Below are 15,965 nucleotides of genomic sequence, written 5' to 3'. Positions count from 1 at the left end.
TAGTTAATCCTCCATACTTAAAATCAAGTCCAACGCTTTCTCACCATTTAAGGCCCCGTAAATATTCTGCGGAATAACCGCTGCTTTCACCTGTTTATCTTTTGTCTGTTCCTGAATGTCATTTAGCATGTAAGACAGATGAGGTCCAATCAACAAGTAATCGATTTCATTAATTCGATCATCTAATTGTGATTCACTTGCTGCTTTCACTGTTACCCCAACGCCGCGCTTCTTTGCTGCTTTTCTAATAGCTGCCGCCATAAACCCACTGGAAGCGCCTGACCCGCAAATTAATAAAATATTTTTCATTTTCTCCACCGCTCTCTTTTCTTGATACTCTTATTATAGGAAGTCGTAGGTTTTCCTACAAACTTACTTTTTTCCTACGGCTAGGAAAAATGAAAAAGACTGGAAAAGATGCTTTCCAGTCTTGATTTTTGTATGAGAATGATTTTTTTATATCCACAATTAACTTTGTATATTCTTTAGAGTGGATATCCATGGTTCTCTGATTCTTTTAAATTACTTTCGCAAATATAATTATTGAACTGGATCAATCGTCTTTATAAACTAGGAAATATTTATAGTCATTCTTCTTCAACCTCAGCCCATCAAAAAACTTAATCACAAAGTAGATGATTGAGTGATTTGATTGACTAATTCATTGCAGAATAATACTTTAGCTCCTCTAGCTGCTGCGAGCCTTCCAGCCAGTATTCATAAAACGCACTGCTTAATTTATACCCTCTCCCCCACAAGGTGGTTATCGTTTCGCCAGTAATGCCATGGACTTCGAATTTATGCTTCAATTTGTTAATTAAACAAGACAATTGGCTCATGTTCGAAGAAGTGCTGCCATCCTGCCATAAACAATCACATAATTCTTGTCGGGACAAGACACCACTAGTGGAATAGGATTGAATCAAGCATTCAAAGACACGTTTTTCGGTTTTGGACAGACTCTTGATTAATAGTTTTAAACTATTCGGAGTAGTATTCTCTCCTTGCGTAGTAGGAAAAGTCAGAATTTGATTGCCGGTTACAACGTCTTGCTTCATCTGATATTGAAGCTCATTCATTTTTTCTCGCAGAAGTTCATAGCTGGTTTCTTTTGCTACCCAGTCCACTAAGCCTCGCTCTTGCCAGTAGGTTTGTTCCTCTTCATTTGGAATATTTTCCACCACTCGTAAAACCAGTAATGGGTGATTTTTCAACATTTGTAGAATCTGTTCCACTTCTGAGTTACACAAACTTTCGCTCAAGACAATCCATTGAAAGTAGGAAAGAAAAGGACTAACCGTGCCCGTTTTCAGACGTTTGAACAAATCTGTTGAGCATAAAATCTCACAATTCATTCGTTGTAATTTCTGGACTAGTGGTTCTTCTGCTAAGGAATTTTTCGTTAAAATAAGTACATGTTGCATGGGGACTCACCTTCTCTTCAAATTTTTGGTGGTTTCTTCTCTTTTATAGGCGGCTTTGTCTCGGTTTCTTCCGTATCAATTAATACGTTCCACAGGATAACTAACGTCACAACCACACAAATGGCGACTTGAATCCATAACTGATCAAAATAGGATTCCGCTAGCTTGATACTAAAAATTGCCAGTAGGAAACAAATGACTAAGATAATCGCTAGTTGGACTTGCTTCAACTCCTGTTGAACACGGTAGGCTGTTTCAATTGGTACTCTTTTTTGTTTAGCTACCTGTCGGACGGAGTTTTTCTCTACTAGAAGCCAGATCATTTCACGGTAAAGTTTCCGTGCCTCAGGTTCTTTACTGAATAAAGAGTAAGCATCTTTACTGCGGTCTCTCTCCTTGCCTGCTTTGACCAACACCGGATGAAGCAGTCGATCGTTGCGCAGTGACCAGCGAAAAACTTGGCGCCATTCCTCTATCGTAAGCTGAGGTAGATTCAAAACATCTAAGCTTAGTTCTTGTGTTTCTAATTGATCTAAACAAGCTAACAGCTGGCGATAATCACGGGAAACAACTTCCCAGGAAGCAATCACTAAACGGTCTCCCGGTTGGGCAAAGTTCAGTAATGCTTGGAATTCACTGGATGGTGAATGCAGGGCTTCCACCTCTTGTGCGCCATCAGAAAAAAGTTCGTCCACAGGGTAATCCTCCAGCATATCCAATTGTTGGGTCAGTTGATACCCACGTGCATAGCCTAGATTCATCGTGTCCTTCCTCTTTCTGTTGGAGTTTTTCGTCGGTTAGTGCCCGATTGTTTCCTATTTCGTAACAATCGGGTAATCTGTGTCTGCAAGTCCTGTTGGCTTCGCATTAGCGAGAACAGTAAATAGCTTTGGACTAGTACAACCAGGCCTAGTACAAGTAATAATAGATAGACCATGTTCTGTCTCGCCTCTTTCGTCTACTTGGTTTTGATTTTTCCTAGATCGTTCTTTTTGTAATCCCAGCTATAAGGTTGTGGCCCTTCTTGATTCAACTTTGGTTTTAGATAAATAGTGATGAAGTATTCTTCGTCGTTGTAAAGCTCGTCTCGCTCGAATATCAATGAAGTTTTATTGCTGTTTGCTTCTGTTTTCCCTGTGTGGCTTACGCCATTTGAGTCTGCACTTCCTAAAGTTAGATAGTTGCCTTTTATTTCATGATATTCAGGGATAATTAGCTCCAATTCCAATTCATCCAACGGATCGTCCATGTGTTCTGCATTCACAGCAATTGTTTCGAAGCTTGGATTATCGGCATTCTTTCCCGATAAAATCTTTACTTGTCTTAGCTGATCCGCATTTTCCGTTGTTGTTCCAGATACTCCATCGTAATCCTTGGTCACCATTCTTAAGTACCCTTCTTCAGGTACGACCAACTGATTGGAATCATTTACAACGACTTGACGTACGTGCAGGAGAATATCTCCAGTTAAAGTAACATCTAGCCCTCCCAGAGTTGGCTTTGTCGTTCCTAATTGATGGTTACCATCCACTCCTCCATCCCATTCGTAACGAATCATAGCTGGACCATCTGGCGGACTGGAATCAATTAGTCCGGGTTGGTTAGCTATCTTAATTGCATTAAGATTGACCACTTGAAGTTTTGCAGCATTGGTCGACTTATCTGCCAACACAGGCAATTCCGCAGCTGTTTCATGAGTAGAGTCATAATAATCATAGACACGGACATTGCCTCTATCCAAAACATCAGCAGCAGTATGTCCGCTTCTTAAACGGAACGGCAAAGAATAATCATCTGCGTAATAAACCACACCATTAGTATCAGCAGGGGTTACTTTTGGATTAGTTTCACTGTTAGGTATCGTATTTTTTGTTGTAACAAAGACCCAAACCCGGTTCTTGATTTCAATACCACTTTCTGGTTTATATACCACATCCACTGGGTAAGGCTTCGCTATAGTAGCTTCCCGCAAAGTTTTCAACTGTGCCGAATCCACCTCCACTTTTCCAGATAGTTTACTGCTGTCTATTCCATCCTCATCAATGGTTCCACTCTTTTGATTCCAAGCCATTGTTTTAGCAAACTCTTTAAATTTATTTGCATCCGGTACTATAGTGTCTATATTTTCCAATGGAACATGGAAATTTTGAGCATCAAACACATAATCATCCTCCTCGAATGTTTGAGGCGTTTTTTTATTGACTAAAGTGGATGCTGTAGATGTTTGATTTTGACTATCTGTAACAAAATAAGTTACTATTTGAGGGCCTGCTTTTGTCCGATCGAATCCTAATTTATCCCAATTAATTGGATCTGAACTTTGCATAACCCTGCCTGTCACATCATAAACAATAGATTTAGGATTCTTATTCACTCGTTCACGTAACCAGCTGATATCATAAGTATTTAACCCTTGATCGATATCAAAAGTGTCATAAACTTTAACAGCCTTAGCATCAGTTATTAGCCCATTTTTACTTCCCGTCAGCAACCACCTGTCCGTAGCTGCTTGGTTTCCACTTGCAATCCCCGAATCTGATATATCCACTTCAAAACTTTCAGGTGGTTTAATTACTGGACTCCAATCTTCATTATTAGTCAAGATAGAGACAAAACTATTTCCTTTTGTAGGTGTTCGATTCTGCGAAGACCATTTCTTATTTGTTCCAGTACTTATTTCACCAGGGTAGTTACCATAAATTACTTCATCGATAAAATGGGTCTCCTCTGTTTGAAAAGTTCCACTTAAAATAAATTGATTTCCTTTCCCAGAAAAAGTAGCAATACTTACCGGGGATACATTATTATCAGTAAAATTTAATCTTATACTGGATGCGCTCCTCCAATCAAAATTAGCGTCCATATATCCGCTGTATATTCCTGCTTGATTTCCCATTCCTGAAAAAGGACCTGAAAACTCATCTATTTGTCCTGCAAAAAAATAGCCAGAGCTATCCTTATTAAATTTTAATCTTGTTGTTTTTGGAAAAGTTTTTTCAACAGTCATTTGACCACTTTGAGGGGTAATTTTTATCAGCTCTACTTTAGTCTCTTCACCATTCTCTCTTTTATATATCTGAACATACACTGCATTATTGTTAGATATGCCATGTTCGATACTTACTCCAGAGATTTCACGTATTATTTCTGTTCGTGTAGTATTTTTTGTACTATGATTAATATCCCATCTTGATAAGCAAGTAAAGTTACCTTTGGAGGTTGATATGTTTTCTAATCCAATGATAGTATTAGCATCTACTACAAACACATCTGTTATTAAGGAATGATGAGGTCCTTGAAGAGTCATATCCCCTTCAAGTCCGGCTGGTGCTTCATACTTGTACTGATTTAATATATTGCCATTTGCATGTTCAAGAACGTGATAATGGTTCTTTTGAGTAGCATTTTTATAGATAACAGTACTGCTCATATTATTCCCTGATGAATTAACCCAATGCGTCTGTATACCTTGGTTGTCTAAATTGATTGCATTTAAGTCTACTGCTTGATTATTATCTGCTATCGATATTCCTAAAGAATTTCCATTATCGATAAAAGTGGTTGTACTTAACTTTTCTCCAACGTATAAAGCTAAAAATTCTGTTCCGCTTTTCTTAAAAAAAGAATTGTATACTGTTGATTTAGTTCCACTATGTTGACTAATATCATTGGGTGTGTTACGCACCCACTTAGAATCTAAAATTGTTCCCTCTTCGTTTTGAAGGATTATTTTAGTTTGATTTATAGCAACATAACCTGCTCCATAAGGATAAGTTGAAAAAGTTTGCATGGATATAATATTGTTATAATCAGTAATGTAGCTTTTAAGAATATAATTTCTGACTTCACTACTGAAAAGCGTTGTTTTGGCACTTTTGTTAGCGGAGATTTGTTTGGACAATGCAGAAACACTTTGGTTCGCTTGGAAATGATCATCATAAAGAGAGCCTGAAGGAAATTCTAAATTCTTTTTCCCGTCTATCGGTACTTCAAATTCATTTGTTCCGCCCTCATCCAACTTGATCGTATTTGTTGGATGTGCAGAGACCTCTTCCTTTTTATCTTTAAAACTGTTCATTCCGAATACTGAACCAATACCGATGACTACTAAAATCAAAAATATTCCGATAACTTTTTTAACCCTCTTATTGGCAAACAATGCGTAAACAGTTCTCTTCTTCTTCACTGTTTTAACCCTCCCTACAATACTCATCAAATCAATGCTTTAATCGTAAAACACTCACCTCATGAGTGTTGATTTATTTAGAAAGGACATAGGTTCCTATGCCCTTATGTTTAGTTTTCTACCTTCTTCTTTAAGGCATCATCAATTGCTTTCAACGATTGATTGGTTGGTGTACTTCCTTGCCACCAAGCATCCCGATAAGCAAATTCTGCACAGTTGACTGTTTCTACCTTTAGATAAATAGAGAAAGTAGTTTTGTCGTACTGTTTCGCTAAACTATCTGATAGTTTTATGGATTCGAACAGTTTGCTGGTCTTTTTTTTAGGTTCAACAGCTTCTTTGACATAGTAGTAATAGCCATCGCCACCATCTTTCCAATCGGTTGTTGCCATGTTCTCTAAAAGAAGGTCTTTGCCAATTACTAAGGGCAACACTTGTTTATTGGTATCCCCGACTATCGGCGCTCGAACTTCAGGCAAAACCATCACCCGAATAAACTGTTTGATTGTCCCAGTGTTTTCAATTAGGACTTCCTTCTTAACATCTTTACCTGTCTCTATTTCAGTGATGCCAGTAAAATCTTCCAATAGCTTCGTCTCAACTTGCCCAACTTGAAAATCATTAGCTTTTTGATCCTGTGCTGTCATTACCGCATAGACAAAATATCCGCCACCAATCAACAGAAGGATAAGAGCTAGTGCGAATCCTACATAAATGAGTCGTATATTTTTCTTTCGATTTCTCATCTCTTGCCTCCTTGATTAGTGCAGCTTATTTTGGTACATGTCATAGGCAAAGTCTGTGGAATTAATTCCCCAATCAGAGACTAGACTTTTCGTTATATCATGGGCATCCATCAAAGGGACCAGCTTGTACAAAGCGCCTTTATATTGGTTAGCATAGGTCGGATTCAATCGAACGCTTTTCAACAAATCCTCGGTACTTTCGTTTGGTTGCAGAATCTCTGAATAGTAGAAATATCCTTTTTCGTAATACCAATAACTTGTATCTCCGGAAGTCGGTTTCTTAGTTTGGTCAAACAGCTTGGTTGTTTGGAAATTCAACTCCATGGCTTTTAATGGTGTAGTTCGATTAGTGTCGTTATAGATGTAAGCCAAGGAATGATCATCTAATGAATTGCAGATCACTTGGTTTGCCTTGTAATACTTATTTGCATAAACACTATAGTAGTTATTGACTTTCCACGTAGCTGTATCCTTAACCTTGATCGTATTATTCGGTAAAACACTGGTAGCTGGATAAACAATCAAATTACCGTTTCCCACTTCAACAGTTGGATTTTCCCGATGATTATCTGCCACATTCGTTTCAAAACTAACAAAAAACTCATGCAAGGAAAGTCGAACAATCGCTGGTACTTCACCATCATTTTTCACTCGTATTTCTTTCTTTTTCGTTGTTCCAGGGGACCAGTGAAAAACTTGAGTAAAGTCTTCTTCCACCATTGCCGACAACTTTCGTTGATTGGCATCCGTCCGATTGACCCGTTCATCTGCGGAAGTAATCCACGCATAAGTACTGCCTACTATTAATAACAGACTTAACACCAGAGAAAAGCAGGCGAACAGGCCCTTACTGCGGACAAAGGTCTGAAACAAATGTTTTCGTTTTTCCTTTTGGTTCATTCCTGCTCCTCCTCTTGGCGTTTTTTCCATAAGAACAAGACAATCAATACCAACAATAATCCGGTCAAGAATAGATAAACCAATTCTTCACCGGTTTGCGGCAACAGCTTGTGTGCGGTCGGTGTTCCCTGACCGGTCGCTGGCAATGTGCCTGAACTGCTAGTTGAAGTACTTGGTATAGTTGGCTCTGTTGAAGGCTCGGTTGGTTTCGTCGGTTCAGTCGGCTTTGTGGGCTCCGTTGGTTGATCTTTGGTTCCCACAAAATTCCAAGAAAAATTCAAGGTACTTTGTGCGTTTAAGTCCTCATTCGTTAAACTAGAATCGATGGTAAAAGTCGCATGCATAATTTTATCCGTACCATAGGTGCAGACCCCCAACTCTAGAGGAGTTTTACTCCAGTCTCGGCTGGCATCTCCTAACAAAGGACCGTGGTAAATTTCTTTACCATCAAGAGCCAATGTCATCATGATATGATTCTTCCAATCAACCGAACCACTGGAATCAATTTCTTCTACTAGCATTCCTAAAGAAAACGGAGCCTCAAGATCCAAACTGCGAATCGTTATTTCTTTTTCAAAAACATCTCCGGGGAGAATACCCACTAAATCAATGTAGTATTCTCCTTCAGAGGTGGCATACATCCCATCAGAATCGCCGATCACCATGCCGGGGGGAAGTGCTTTTGCCGCTTGCACGGTGGGCATGCCGCAAAAGAAGAAACAGAAACACAGGATACTGCTAAATAAAATCCTAAGTTTTCTCAACCCCTGTCACCTCTCCCTTCTTTTCATGGTGTTCATGAATTAAATGCCTGCTTTAAGTTTGGTCACAATTGCTAGAGTATCGCCTGTTGGTGTTGAACCGCCACCCAAGTGCCAGCCCGCTGTGTCAATTAATGCATCAGCATTGGCTTGGACAGCTTCCATTTTTACAACTAAATCGTAAGAAGCATTCGTATATTCTGTTCCCATCCCACTTTCAAAGACTAATTTTTCTAATAGGTTCTTAGTTGTTTCACCAGATTTTACTGGAACAGTGTAGTAGAACCAACCGTCATCTTTGTTGTATACCCACTTGTCACTACCTAGAGTAGCGATGTCTGTAACATCTGCACTGTAGCCGATACGGATTTCACTCTTGCCTAAACCATTTGTATCTGCTTGAACGCCTTTTTTACTAGTTGCTGTTGGAATTTGGTCTGCAACTGTTGCAGGTGTAACTGCCGGCAGGTCTGTAGCAGCTGCATAGCCTAATCCAGCAAAGGTATAGTCATAGTCAACACTGTAACGAACACCGTCTGTTCCGATCAACGCACGGCCAGTTGCTGCACCGTCTTCATCTGGTAGAGATGATTTTGCCCAGTTGACAGTTGTATTCTTGTACCCATTTTCATAGTAGCCATATTTCACACTGGTCAATGCAAAGTTCCAGTCTTTGGCATCCAGTTTGCTATTTTCATTAGTAACAGCGATATTGAAAGTCATCGATTGGTATTTGTTTTTACTTGCATCGTAGCCAGCATCGCCAGGATTCTTTCCAGTATTATCCGCATGAGTGAAGTATTCATGCATCATTTTTGCTTCATAACTGATTTTTTCAACACCAGTAACTGGGTCAACAGTTTTTCCACCTTTAACTAATAATTTTGCATTGTCATCTGCTGGTGTTGCCAAGCCAGTAATTTGTCCAGCTGGCACTTGAACAAAGCCATCTTTGTAGGTCTGATCCCCATTGAAGTTGATCGGCATATGTTTGTTCAAACCTGAGTCATTGGCTACATAGGTGTATTTTGCCCCTGTAACTGAACTTGCATCATACTTTTCAGCACCCAATTTATCCAAACGCTTCAACACTTCTTCGTAAGACACCCGAACAAATACGCTGGCTGTACCGGTGTTCGATACAGCAACCTCTTTCGTTGCTTCGGTTCCTGGTACCAATGGTTTTGGTTCCCACGTTTCCTTCACCGTTACGCTGTTGTCGCTTACTGCGGCAGATTCAGCCCGGTTAATCCGTTGGTCCTGCGCAGTGATCCAGGCAAACGTCCCCGAGATGGCTGCGATTAACGCTAAAGCTGCTGCTGCAGCCATCAGCTTTTTCTTCTTGTTATTCTTTTTCATTTCTTTTTCCTCCTATACATCCTTTTTTTACTTTTTATATAAATACTTGTATGAACAAGCAGTTATACCCCTCTTGGATACTTCGTTTGTTTCATTGGCCGTCTCACTGGTTCTGGTTGTAGAAAATACGCTTTAAGAACCAGGAAGAAGCTAAATGTTGATACCACACACACTAAACATAGCCACAGATTTTCCTGCACAAAGTTCAGGACACTGCCCATCTTGGGAATTACAAAGGCCACTTTTCCATAGATTCTATCCGCAGAAATCGGTGGGTCTTTACTGTTGTTGGCGTCCCCTTTGGTGACAATGTAGTCGCCCTTTTCTCCGTTTAGTTCGTCTAACCGCTCTACCATTCTATGGGTCAGATAGCGATCTCCCTCACCTACTTGGAATGTGACAATATCGCCTTCCTTGACCTGACTGCCATCCGCCATCTTTACCAATACAATATCTCCCGCATAGAAGCCTCTTGAAGGTGAATCTGGCTGTGGCGCCATCGAATTGGTCAAAACTTGGTAGAAACGATAGCCAAAGATCGCCGCATCAGACTTCTCACTAAAGGCAAACATCAAGGAACTAAGCAAGATGCCAATCGTTAACGTATAGAAAAACAAATTGTAGAGAAACAAAAAGATTTTCCGGTTAGTCGATTTCTTTGCATTTTGCAACGGTTGCGCTGATTGTGGAGGAGTCATTTTCCGTTGTGGTCTCGCCCCTCTAGGGGGAGACATCCGCTCACGATCATACGTGTCATAAACTGGCCGCGAGTTTCGTGGTGCCAACCGATTGGACGGATAGTTTTCTGAATATCTACCTCGAGGATTTCCTCGCTGTCCATTTATTCTTCTATCCGATTCTCCATAATAGCGTTCCTCTGATCGTCTCGGATAAGATCTTTCACGATCCGAATACTCTTCTTCATAGTCAATCCTTTGCGGTGGTCGTCGATTAGAAGGGGGACGTTCACCACTGTAAGGTGATTGTTCTTCATACTCATAGTCCCGTTCTCGATACCCTCGTTGTCTCGACATATCTCCCCTTCTTTCATTGTGCCGTTCGATTGCCTGCCACCCCTTTTGCTGGTCGCTGAGCAATTGGTGGAAGAATTACCACGGATTGCTTGGTCTCGCTTGTCAAAATCTTTGGTTCCTCCGTTATACTTGATTCATTTGGTTCATTTTCTTTTTCTGTTTGAGTTACAGATGCTTCCACACTCTCACTAAACATTTCTGCTGTCGTACTTATTTCTTCTACATCTGGTTCTGCATCATACGAAGTTAAATGATAGGTTTCAATCAATGCATTTAACTTTTTATCATAGGTTGTATCTGTCGCATACTTTCCTGTGAGCGCTTTAGTTGCCACTTGATAATTTTTTGCGTTTTCTCTCCAGGTTGCTTGGTAGAAACTTGCATTTCCCGAAATTCCTTTTTTCAGTAAAGCCGCATAATCTTCTAAGGATTCTTTGTAGCTGGGATACTGTCGAAAAGCCGATTGAATCGTATACATCTGTCCATTTCCCTTGTCTTCTTGGGTATTAAATGACACGTTTTTCCCTTGATAACTCCCTTTGATACCAAACAAATTATGATGGGGTGGCCGAGCGAGTTGGCTATTGCCTGAGCCTGTTTCTAAGATAGCTTGAGCAATCATCACTGAAGCATAGAGCCCTTCATCCCAAGCAATCTTCTGTGCATCTTTACCAACAGTTTGGATAAACTCTTCCGTTGTTTGATTCTTCACTACTGAAAACTGATAATTTTCTTCGACTCTTGCGGCTGGCAACGTTGTTTGAACTTTAGTAACTGTTTCTGACATATTTGATGGGGAAACAATGGATTCTGTTGTCTGGACTTCTGTTCCTTTCGTCATCTCGCTTACTGTCGTTGTTGGGGCAGTAAATTCTCTGAATACGCTACTGCTTTCTTCTATAGAAGAAAAAGTTTCGTAAGCTCCAGGTGACTCTTCAAGTGCTTCACTAACAGTTGTCGAGTTGCTTTCTATCTTTGGTATTGCTTCTGATTGATCCGAAATGGACTCCGTCATTTCAGCCGATACCGTTTGTCGCACTTGGGTCTGATCACTTGTGACTAGACAGAGTCCAAGGATGAAACACCCCAACAAAACTTTACCCTTCACCTTGTTTCCGCCTTTCCTGCGGTCGTGGTTGTGGATGTTCTCTTGGTCTTCTTGGTCGAGCAGCAGCTTGCTTCAGCTTTAAAAGGACATTGTGATAATAAAAAGCCGATATTCGTAAATAAAAAGCCAGAAGCATCAATAATAATAGAAGAAATAATTGACTGACCGTCACAACATCCTGAAAATCGGTGAAGTAAAAAAAGATTCCTAATACAACGACTCCTAGTAACACCACCAAAGAGAAGAGCCAGTAAACCCAGTACCAAAAGGTGTACCATTCAATTTTTTCCTGCAGTGTCTTCATTTATTAATGTTCCCCTCTTGGACGATGCCTAAAATTTGTTTTTCTGAAACCAGACCAAAAATGCGACTATCCTTTGAAATTATTCGATTATCCCCTAAAACAAAGTAATAACCGTTTGGAATCGCCTGATCGCTAGAGTTGTTCCAATCAAAATCTTCTGTTGTCGATGCGAACTGATCTGCTACAAACTTTCCATCGACAAATAGTTGACCTTTTTGATAATCAATCCGTTCCCCTGGCAAACCGATCACTCGCTTCAAATACAACTCAGTTGATGCATCGGGTGGGTGCAACACGACTACATCAAAACGCTCCGGTTTGTGATGGGCCTTGACTTGCACAACTTCTTGTTCCCAAAAGGTAGGATTCATGGATTCCCCACTGACAAAGTATTTTGGATACAGCCAGTAGTACATACGGAAGCTACCAAGAAAGAGGAGATAACAAATAACAAACAGTCCTGCCAGTTTCGAAAACACCGACCACTGAAATCTCCGACCTCAACCAACCTCCTGGGCTTCTTTGACTGGCGCGTCCTGTTGCTCCCGAACCATTCGTTCCATCAATGAATTTTCTCCTTGTAGCAGATCAAAATAGGCAGCCTTGCTTAACAAGTTGTCGTAATCCATCTTCATCAGCTTCACGAAAGGCTTTCTAAACCAAGGTTGCGCGTGAACCTTTGCACGAGATTCAATCACTTGGCACTCGTACAACACAAAGTGAATGTCTTTCGCTGAAAGATTGGCCTTGATCTGTTTCACTTGATCCCGTTCGTAAACCAATTTATTGCCAGTAACTGTCATCTTTTCGGATTTATTTACTAGCTCTCCGTTCAAATGCCACATTTGCTCTAGAAAGCGGGCCTTCTGAAGCAAGTAAGTGTACTCGCGCAAACTGATCTTGATTCGCTTGTCCCAGTCACTTTCTTCCGTACTCTTTTGATCAAAGTATTGGATGCCACTGTAAAGCATCGAAAGTTCAAGTTTTTCAATCACCAATTCCAACTTTTGATTCACAGCCCGAAGCCGAGCTTTACTTTGACTTTCTTGTCGTACATTCTCTTTCTGGACTCGATCTGTAGGTAGTACAGATTCTTGAGGCTGTTCGTTTTTTTGTTTTATCAAAAGTGAGTCTTCAGTTTTTTTCTCTTCTTGAACAATCCCTTCCGAAAAGTGCTGCTCTGCCAATTCCAATAGCATCTGCTCTGCTCTCTCCAATGTGTTTTCGAACGCTGTTGTAAACTGCTGGTTCAAGCTGTCCTCCAAATGAATCGCAAAAGGAAATCCCTCTTCCCTGAAAACCAATGGAATAAAATCAAAGCGATAAACTTGTCGACCATATTTTGGTTCTTCAGTCTGAGCCTTCAACCAAGCAAACTGTGGGAAAAACTGATGCAGGGCTTGCCAAAAGGCTTTCCAATTCAAGGTACCTGGCATTAGTAACAATTCAACATGGTAGCTGCTATTCATTAATCGAAATAATTGCTCAAAGTGCTGGTAAATCTTTTGTCGTTGGTCGTCATTCAACGTGCCGTGTGGGGCATACAAATACTCGCAGGCTCTTTCGATTTCTTCTAATAGCTGTTGCTCGATCAGCTCCTCTTGCATAATTGGAGCAGGTGTCGGAAAAAGGGTGAGTTGATTCTGCGATTGCTTCATCGAAAAGCTCCCCTCTTCTATTCGTCTTCCAATAATGCATCGCTGTTAGCTAACAAGCGGACGAAAAATTGGGTGGTTTCTTCTTGTACTGAGCGCAGACGTTTGCGGTAATTTTTGATTTCCTGCTTCATAACTCTCAGTTCCAACGAAGCATCATGGATGACTTGATGCGCTTCCTGCTCCGCTTGACCACGAATTCCTTTGGCTTCATACTCTGCCCGTTCTAAAATTGCTCGTTCTTGTTTTTTGGTCTCAATCAAGATCGTAGCCAATTCCGCTTTCATCTCTTCATTTTCTTTTTGCGTTTGTTTCAGTTCTTCGACTTGCCGTCGTGCTTGGATCAGCGCTTCTGTTTGATTCGTTTGACTATCTTTCAAGTCAGTCTTCAGTTGTTCTATTTGTTTCGATAATTCGTTAATTTCACGATTTTTTTCGTTTTCTAAAGTCATTAACTCTTGTTGCTTTTCTTCTTTTGCCTGCTTCATCTCGGATTGATACTCTTGAAGCATTTGATCTTTTTCTGATAACGTCGTGGCCATAGAGCTCATTTCGGATTGCTTGACTTCCAGCTGATGCTTCAACTGAGCCACCGTTTCTTCCAGTCGTTCAACCTCTTGTTGTAACGGCGGATTCTGGTGGATAGGCCGATCATTCTCTAAGTTTGAAGCAGTGGGTAGTTCAGACTCTCCCTCATAGCGGCTGTCATAACGCTCATCCGTAGAGGGCTCCGATCTCCTACGTGAGCGACGGTCTACACGGTCATGCTCCCGATAATTTTCTACTGGCCGTTCATATTCTTCTTCAGGATAAGCCTCATACCCATAATCATCCTCATAGCCTTCATCATAGTCATCGTAAAAATAATCATCTTGAGCTGTTTCCTGATAGGTATCCTTCTTCTGTTTTCCGAAACCAAACATACGCTTCCTCCTCTATCCACTGACCCCTAAATAATGTTTTTTGATAATTTACTTTGTTTCATCTATACTTTTAGAGAGCAAAAAAAAGCAGCTCTTCTTTCGTAGTCTTAAGAAGACCAGGAGAACCAGCGAAAAGGCTATCAGAACAACAAAAAACCGTCTTTCGACGGTAGTTGACGGCGGACTCAATTGAAAACGACTCCTTCATTTTCTTTTTTTCAATAACATCACCTAAGAATGATTATTATCAAAATAAATAATGGCTAATTATGGTCTTTTCAATAAATAGAAAAACATAAGTTATTTTGGTAAGCGCTTACTAGGTAAAAGCAGTAAGGGTTCTTCCTTAAATTCCCAATTATCATTTTGAAAACGTTTTATTTGTTTATAATAAACTTTTCCATTTGTTTGACGACTTGAATACGCTGCTCCATCATTGATGCGGCATAAGTATCTAGGGTCATTTGAGTAGAGCTATGCCCCATTAAGGCACTCACACTGACAATATCCCCTTGGCTTTCCAAACAGCGTGTCGCAAAAGTATGGCGCAGTTGATGGAAATTGGTCCCAACAAGCTGGACTTTCTCACGAATTTTATGGAAATGATAGGTGATTAAGCGTGGTTCCATGGGCTGGTGCTTTCTGGAAACGACGAATTCGCTGTTAGTCTCCGTCTTCTGCTGTAACAATGCCTTTCTTATTGTCTGACTCATAGGAATGGAGCGGGTCGAAGAGATCGTCTTTGAACTGCTGTGAAGCAATTGGGTTTTCTTTCCGTCAAATACCCCAAAGATCCGCTGAAAAGTACCTTGTACACGGATGACTTTGTTGTCAAAATCAATATCTTTCCAAGATAATGCCGCAATTTCTCCAATCCGTAATCCCGCATGAAGGGCTAACAGTGTCGGCAATCCTTTCCCATTTTTCTCGGCTAGTGCTGTCATTTCTAAGCGTTTTTGTTCTCTTTTAGTGAGTACCTGATGGTTGTTTTTCACTAACTTAGGCAGCGAAATCCGGGTAAACGGATTTTCTTTCAACAGCTTTTTACGAATGGCTGCATTGATACACTGCTTGATAATACGGAAAATTGCTTGAATTGTTGCGGGTCTTAATTGTTGCTGTTTCAAGGATTCCAACAATTTTTCGCCGCTTGCTTCGTTTAGTTCATTCAGTGCACAATCCCCCAAAACCGACAATACATAATGGGTCAGTTTATATTCGTAGTTGGCATAGGTGGACTCTTTAATGGTTTCTTGTGATTCGGCCAGCCACTGATGCCCCCATTCATACACCGACATCGTTACCTGTCCTTGATTTTTTAAAATAATTTGGTATTTCACCTTCAAAGGATACAGCTTTTCACGAACTTCTGTGAGGGTTTTTCCGTATACTGATCCGTATTTCGTCGTACCATTCGCTTTTTTTCCTTTCGGATATCTGCCTTCCCATCGTTGATCTTTGCGCCAATAGATATTTTCGCCTCTGCGCATGTTTGTACACTCCTTTGTTTTCGACGGTGCTTTTGACGGTCTCTGGAACACCCATCAATTTTACGTCTTTTATCG

General features: G+C 40.5%; 15 protein-coding genes. All 15 read right to left on the bottom strand.

The annotated features are described in order from the left end of the window. Positions 1-3: 3 nt before the first annotated feature. Positions 4-309: a PTS sugar transporter subunit IIB gene (locus IGI46_RS06660; RefSeq protein ID WP_429962583.1), complete on the bottom strand. Its 306-nt coding sequence runs from the start codon at positions 307-309 to the stop codon at positions 4-6. 347 nt (positions 310-656) lie between these two features. Next, positions 657-1,424, bottom strand: a complete 768-nt coding sequence (locus IGI46_RS06655; protein ID WP_429962582.1) for a helix-turn-helix domain-containing protein — start codon at positions 1,422-1,424, stop codon at positions 657-659. Between the two features lie 17 nt (positions 1,425-1,441). After that, on the bottom strand, positions 1,442-2,185 hold the full coding sequence (locus tag IGI46_RS06650; RefSeq protein WP_429962581.1) for a recombinase family protein: 744 nt from the start codon (positions 2,183-2,185) through the stop codon (positions 1,442-1,444). Between the two features lie 197 nt (positions 2,186-2,382). Then, complete coding sequence (locus IGI46_RS06645; protein WP_429962580.1) at positions 2,383-5,610, bottom strand: hypothetical protein; 3,228 nt, start codon at positions 5,608-5,610, stop codon at positions 2,383-2,385. Positions 5,611-5,720: 110 nt separating this feature from the next. Next, positions 5,721-6,356 (bottom strand): hypothetical protein, encoded by a 636-nt coding sequence (locus IGI46_RS06640; protein ID WP_429962579.1) that lies wholly within the window; start codon positions 6,354-6,356, stop codon positions 5,721-5,723. 15 nt (positions 6,357-6,371) lie between these two features. Further along, complete coding sequence (locus IGI46_RS06635; RefSeq protein ID WP_429962578.1) at positions 6,372-7,256, bottom strand: BsaA family SipW-dependent biofilm matrix protein; 885 nt, start codon at positions 7,254-7,256, stop codon at positions 6,372-6,374. After that, the gene (locus tag IGI46_RS06630) at positions 7,253-7,960 is read right to left on the bottom strand and encodes an LPXTG cell wall anchor domain-containing protein (RefSeq protein WP_429973147.1); all 708 of its coding nucleotides are present in this window, start codon (positions 7,958-7,960) and stop codon (positions 7,253-7,255) included. Before IGI46_RS06630 ends, IGI46_RS06635 begins: the two co-directional genes overlap by 4 nt. Before the next feature lie 99 nt (positions 7,961-8,059). Then, positions 8,060-9,376, bottom strand: a complete 1,317-nt coding sequence (locus tag IGI46_RS06625) for a hypothetical protein (RefSeq protein WP_429962576.1) — start codon at positions 9,374-9,376, stop codon at positions 8,060-8,062. Positions 9,377-9,438: 62 nt separating this feature from the next. Next, on the bottom strand, positions 9,439-10,410 hold the full coding sequence (locus IGI46_RS06620) for a signal peptidase I (RefSeq protein ID WP_429962575.1): 972 nt from the start codon (positions 10,408-10,410) through the stop codon (positions 9,439-9,441). Positions 10,411-10,423: 13 nt separating this feature from the next. Then, positions 10,424-11,518 carry a glucosaminidase domain-containing protein gene (locus tag IGI46_RS06615; protein WP_429973146.1) on the bottom strand — a complete coding sequence of 365 codons (1,095 nt, stop codon included), beginning with the start codon at positions 11,516-11,518 and terminating at the stop codon, positions 10,424-10,426. Continuing rightward, entirely contained in the window at positions 11,508-11,822 is a 315-nt protein-coding gene (locus tag IGI46_RS06610; RefSeq protein WP_429962573.1) for a hypothetical protein, read from the bottom strand. The genes IGI46_RS06615 and IGI46_RS06610 overlap by 11 nt, the downstream gene beginning before the upstream one ends. After that, positions 11,819-12,280: a signal peptidase I gene (gene lepB / locus IGI46_RS06605; RefSeq protein ID WP_429964935.1), complete on the bottom strand. Its 462-nt coding sequence runs from the start codon at positions 12,278-12,280 to the stop codon at positions 11,819-11,821. Before lepB ends, IGI46_RS06610 begins: the two co-directional genes overlap by 4 nt. Before the next feature lie 42 nt (positions 12,281-12,322). Then, positions 12,323-13,480, bottom strand: a complete 1,158-nt coding sequence (locus IGI46_RS06600) for a hypothetical protein (RefSeq protein WP_429962572.1) — start codon at positions 13,478-13,480, stop codon at positions 12,323-12,325. Positions 13,481-13,497: 17 nt separating this feature from the next. After that, positions 13,498-14,400 (bottom strand): hypothetical protein, encoded by a 903-nt coding sequence (locus IGI46_RS06595; protein ID WP_429962571.1) that lies wholly within the window; start codon positions 14,398-14,400, stop codon positions 13,498-13,500. A 377-nt stretch (positions 14,401-14,777) separates the two neighbouring features. Next, the gene (locus tag IGI46_RS06590; RefSeq protein ID WP_429962546.1) at positions 14,778-15,890 is read right to left on the bottom strand and encodes a tyrosine-type recombinase/integrase; all 1,113 of its coding nucleotides are present in this window, start codon (positions 15,888-15,890) and stop codon (positions 14,778-14,780) included. Positions 15,891-15,965 lie beyond the last annotated feature (75 nt).

It is taken from the genome of Enterococcus sp. AZ163 (genome assembly GCF_050498925.1).
In the GTDB taxonomy this organism is placed as follows: Bacteria; Bacillota; Bacilli; order Lactobacillales; family Enterococcaceae; genus Enterococcus_A; species Enterococcus_A ferrettii.
The sequence above is the reverse complement of the archived record's forward strand: the minus strand, read 5'-3'. Positions and strand labels throughout refer to the sequence as shown.

Bases quoted from the DNA above. Each gene is read 5' to 3' on its own strand.
- IGI46_RS06640 (WP_429962579.1), bottom strand. From the start codon at position 6,356: ATGAGAAATCGAAAGAAAAATATACGACTCATTTATGTAGGATTCGCA.
- IGI46_RS06610 (WP_429962573.1), bottom strand. From the start codon at position 11,822: ATGAAGACACTGCAGGAAAAAATTGAATGGTACACCTTTTGGTACTGG.
- IGI46_RS06660 (WP_429962583.1), bottom strand. From the start codon at position 309: ATGAAAAATATTTTATTAATTTGCGGGTCAGGCGCTTCCAGTGGGTTT.
- IGI46_RS06590 (WP_429962546.1), bottom strand. From the start codon at position 15,890: ATGCGCAGAGGCGAAAATATCTATTGGCGCAAAGATCAACGATGGGAA.
- IGI46_RS06635 (WP_429962578.1), bottom strand. From the start codon at position 7,256: ATGAACCAAAAGGAAAAACGAAAACATTTGTTTCAGACCTTTGTCCGC.
- IGI46_RS06600 (WP_429962572.1), bottom strand. From the start codon at position 13,480: ATGAAGCAATCGCAGAATCAACTCACCCTTTTTCCGACACCTGCTCCA.
- IGI46_RS06650 (WP_429962581.1), bottom strand. From the start codon at position 2,185: ATGAATCTAGGCTATGCACGTGGGTATCAACTGACCCAACAATTGGAT.
- IGI46_RS06625 (WP_429962576.1), bottom strand. From the start codon at position 9,376: ATGAAAAAGAATAACAAGAAGAAAAAGCTGATGGCTGCAGCAGCAGCT.
- IGI46_RS06630 (WP_429973147.1), bottom strand. From the start codon at position 7,960: ATGCCCACCGTGCAAGCGGCAAAAGCACTTCCCCCCGGCATGGTGATC.
- IGI46_RS06655 (WP_429962582.1), bottom strand. From the start codon at position 1,424: ATGCAACATGTACTTATTTTAACGAAAAATTCCTTAGCAGAAGAACCA.
- IGI46_RS06595 (WP_429962571.1), bottom strand. From the start codon at position 14,400: ATGTTTGGTTTCGGAAAACAGAAGAAGGATACCTATCAGGAAACAGCT.
- IGI46_RS06620 (WP_429962575.1), bottom strand. From the start codon at position 10,410: ATGTCGAGACAACGAGGGTATCGAGAACGGGACTATGAGTATGAAGAA.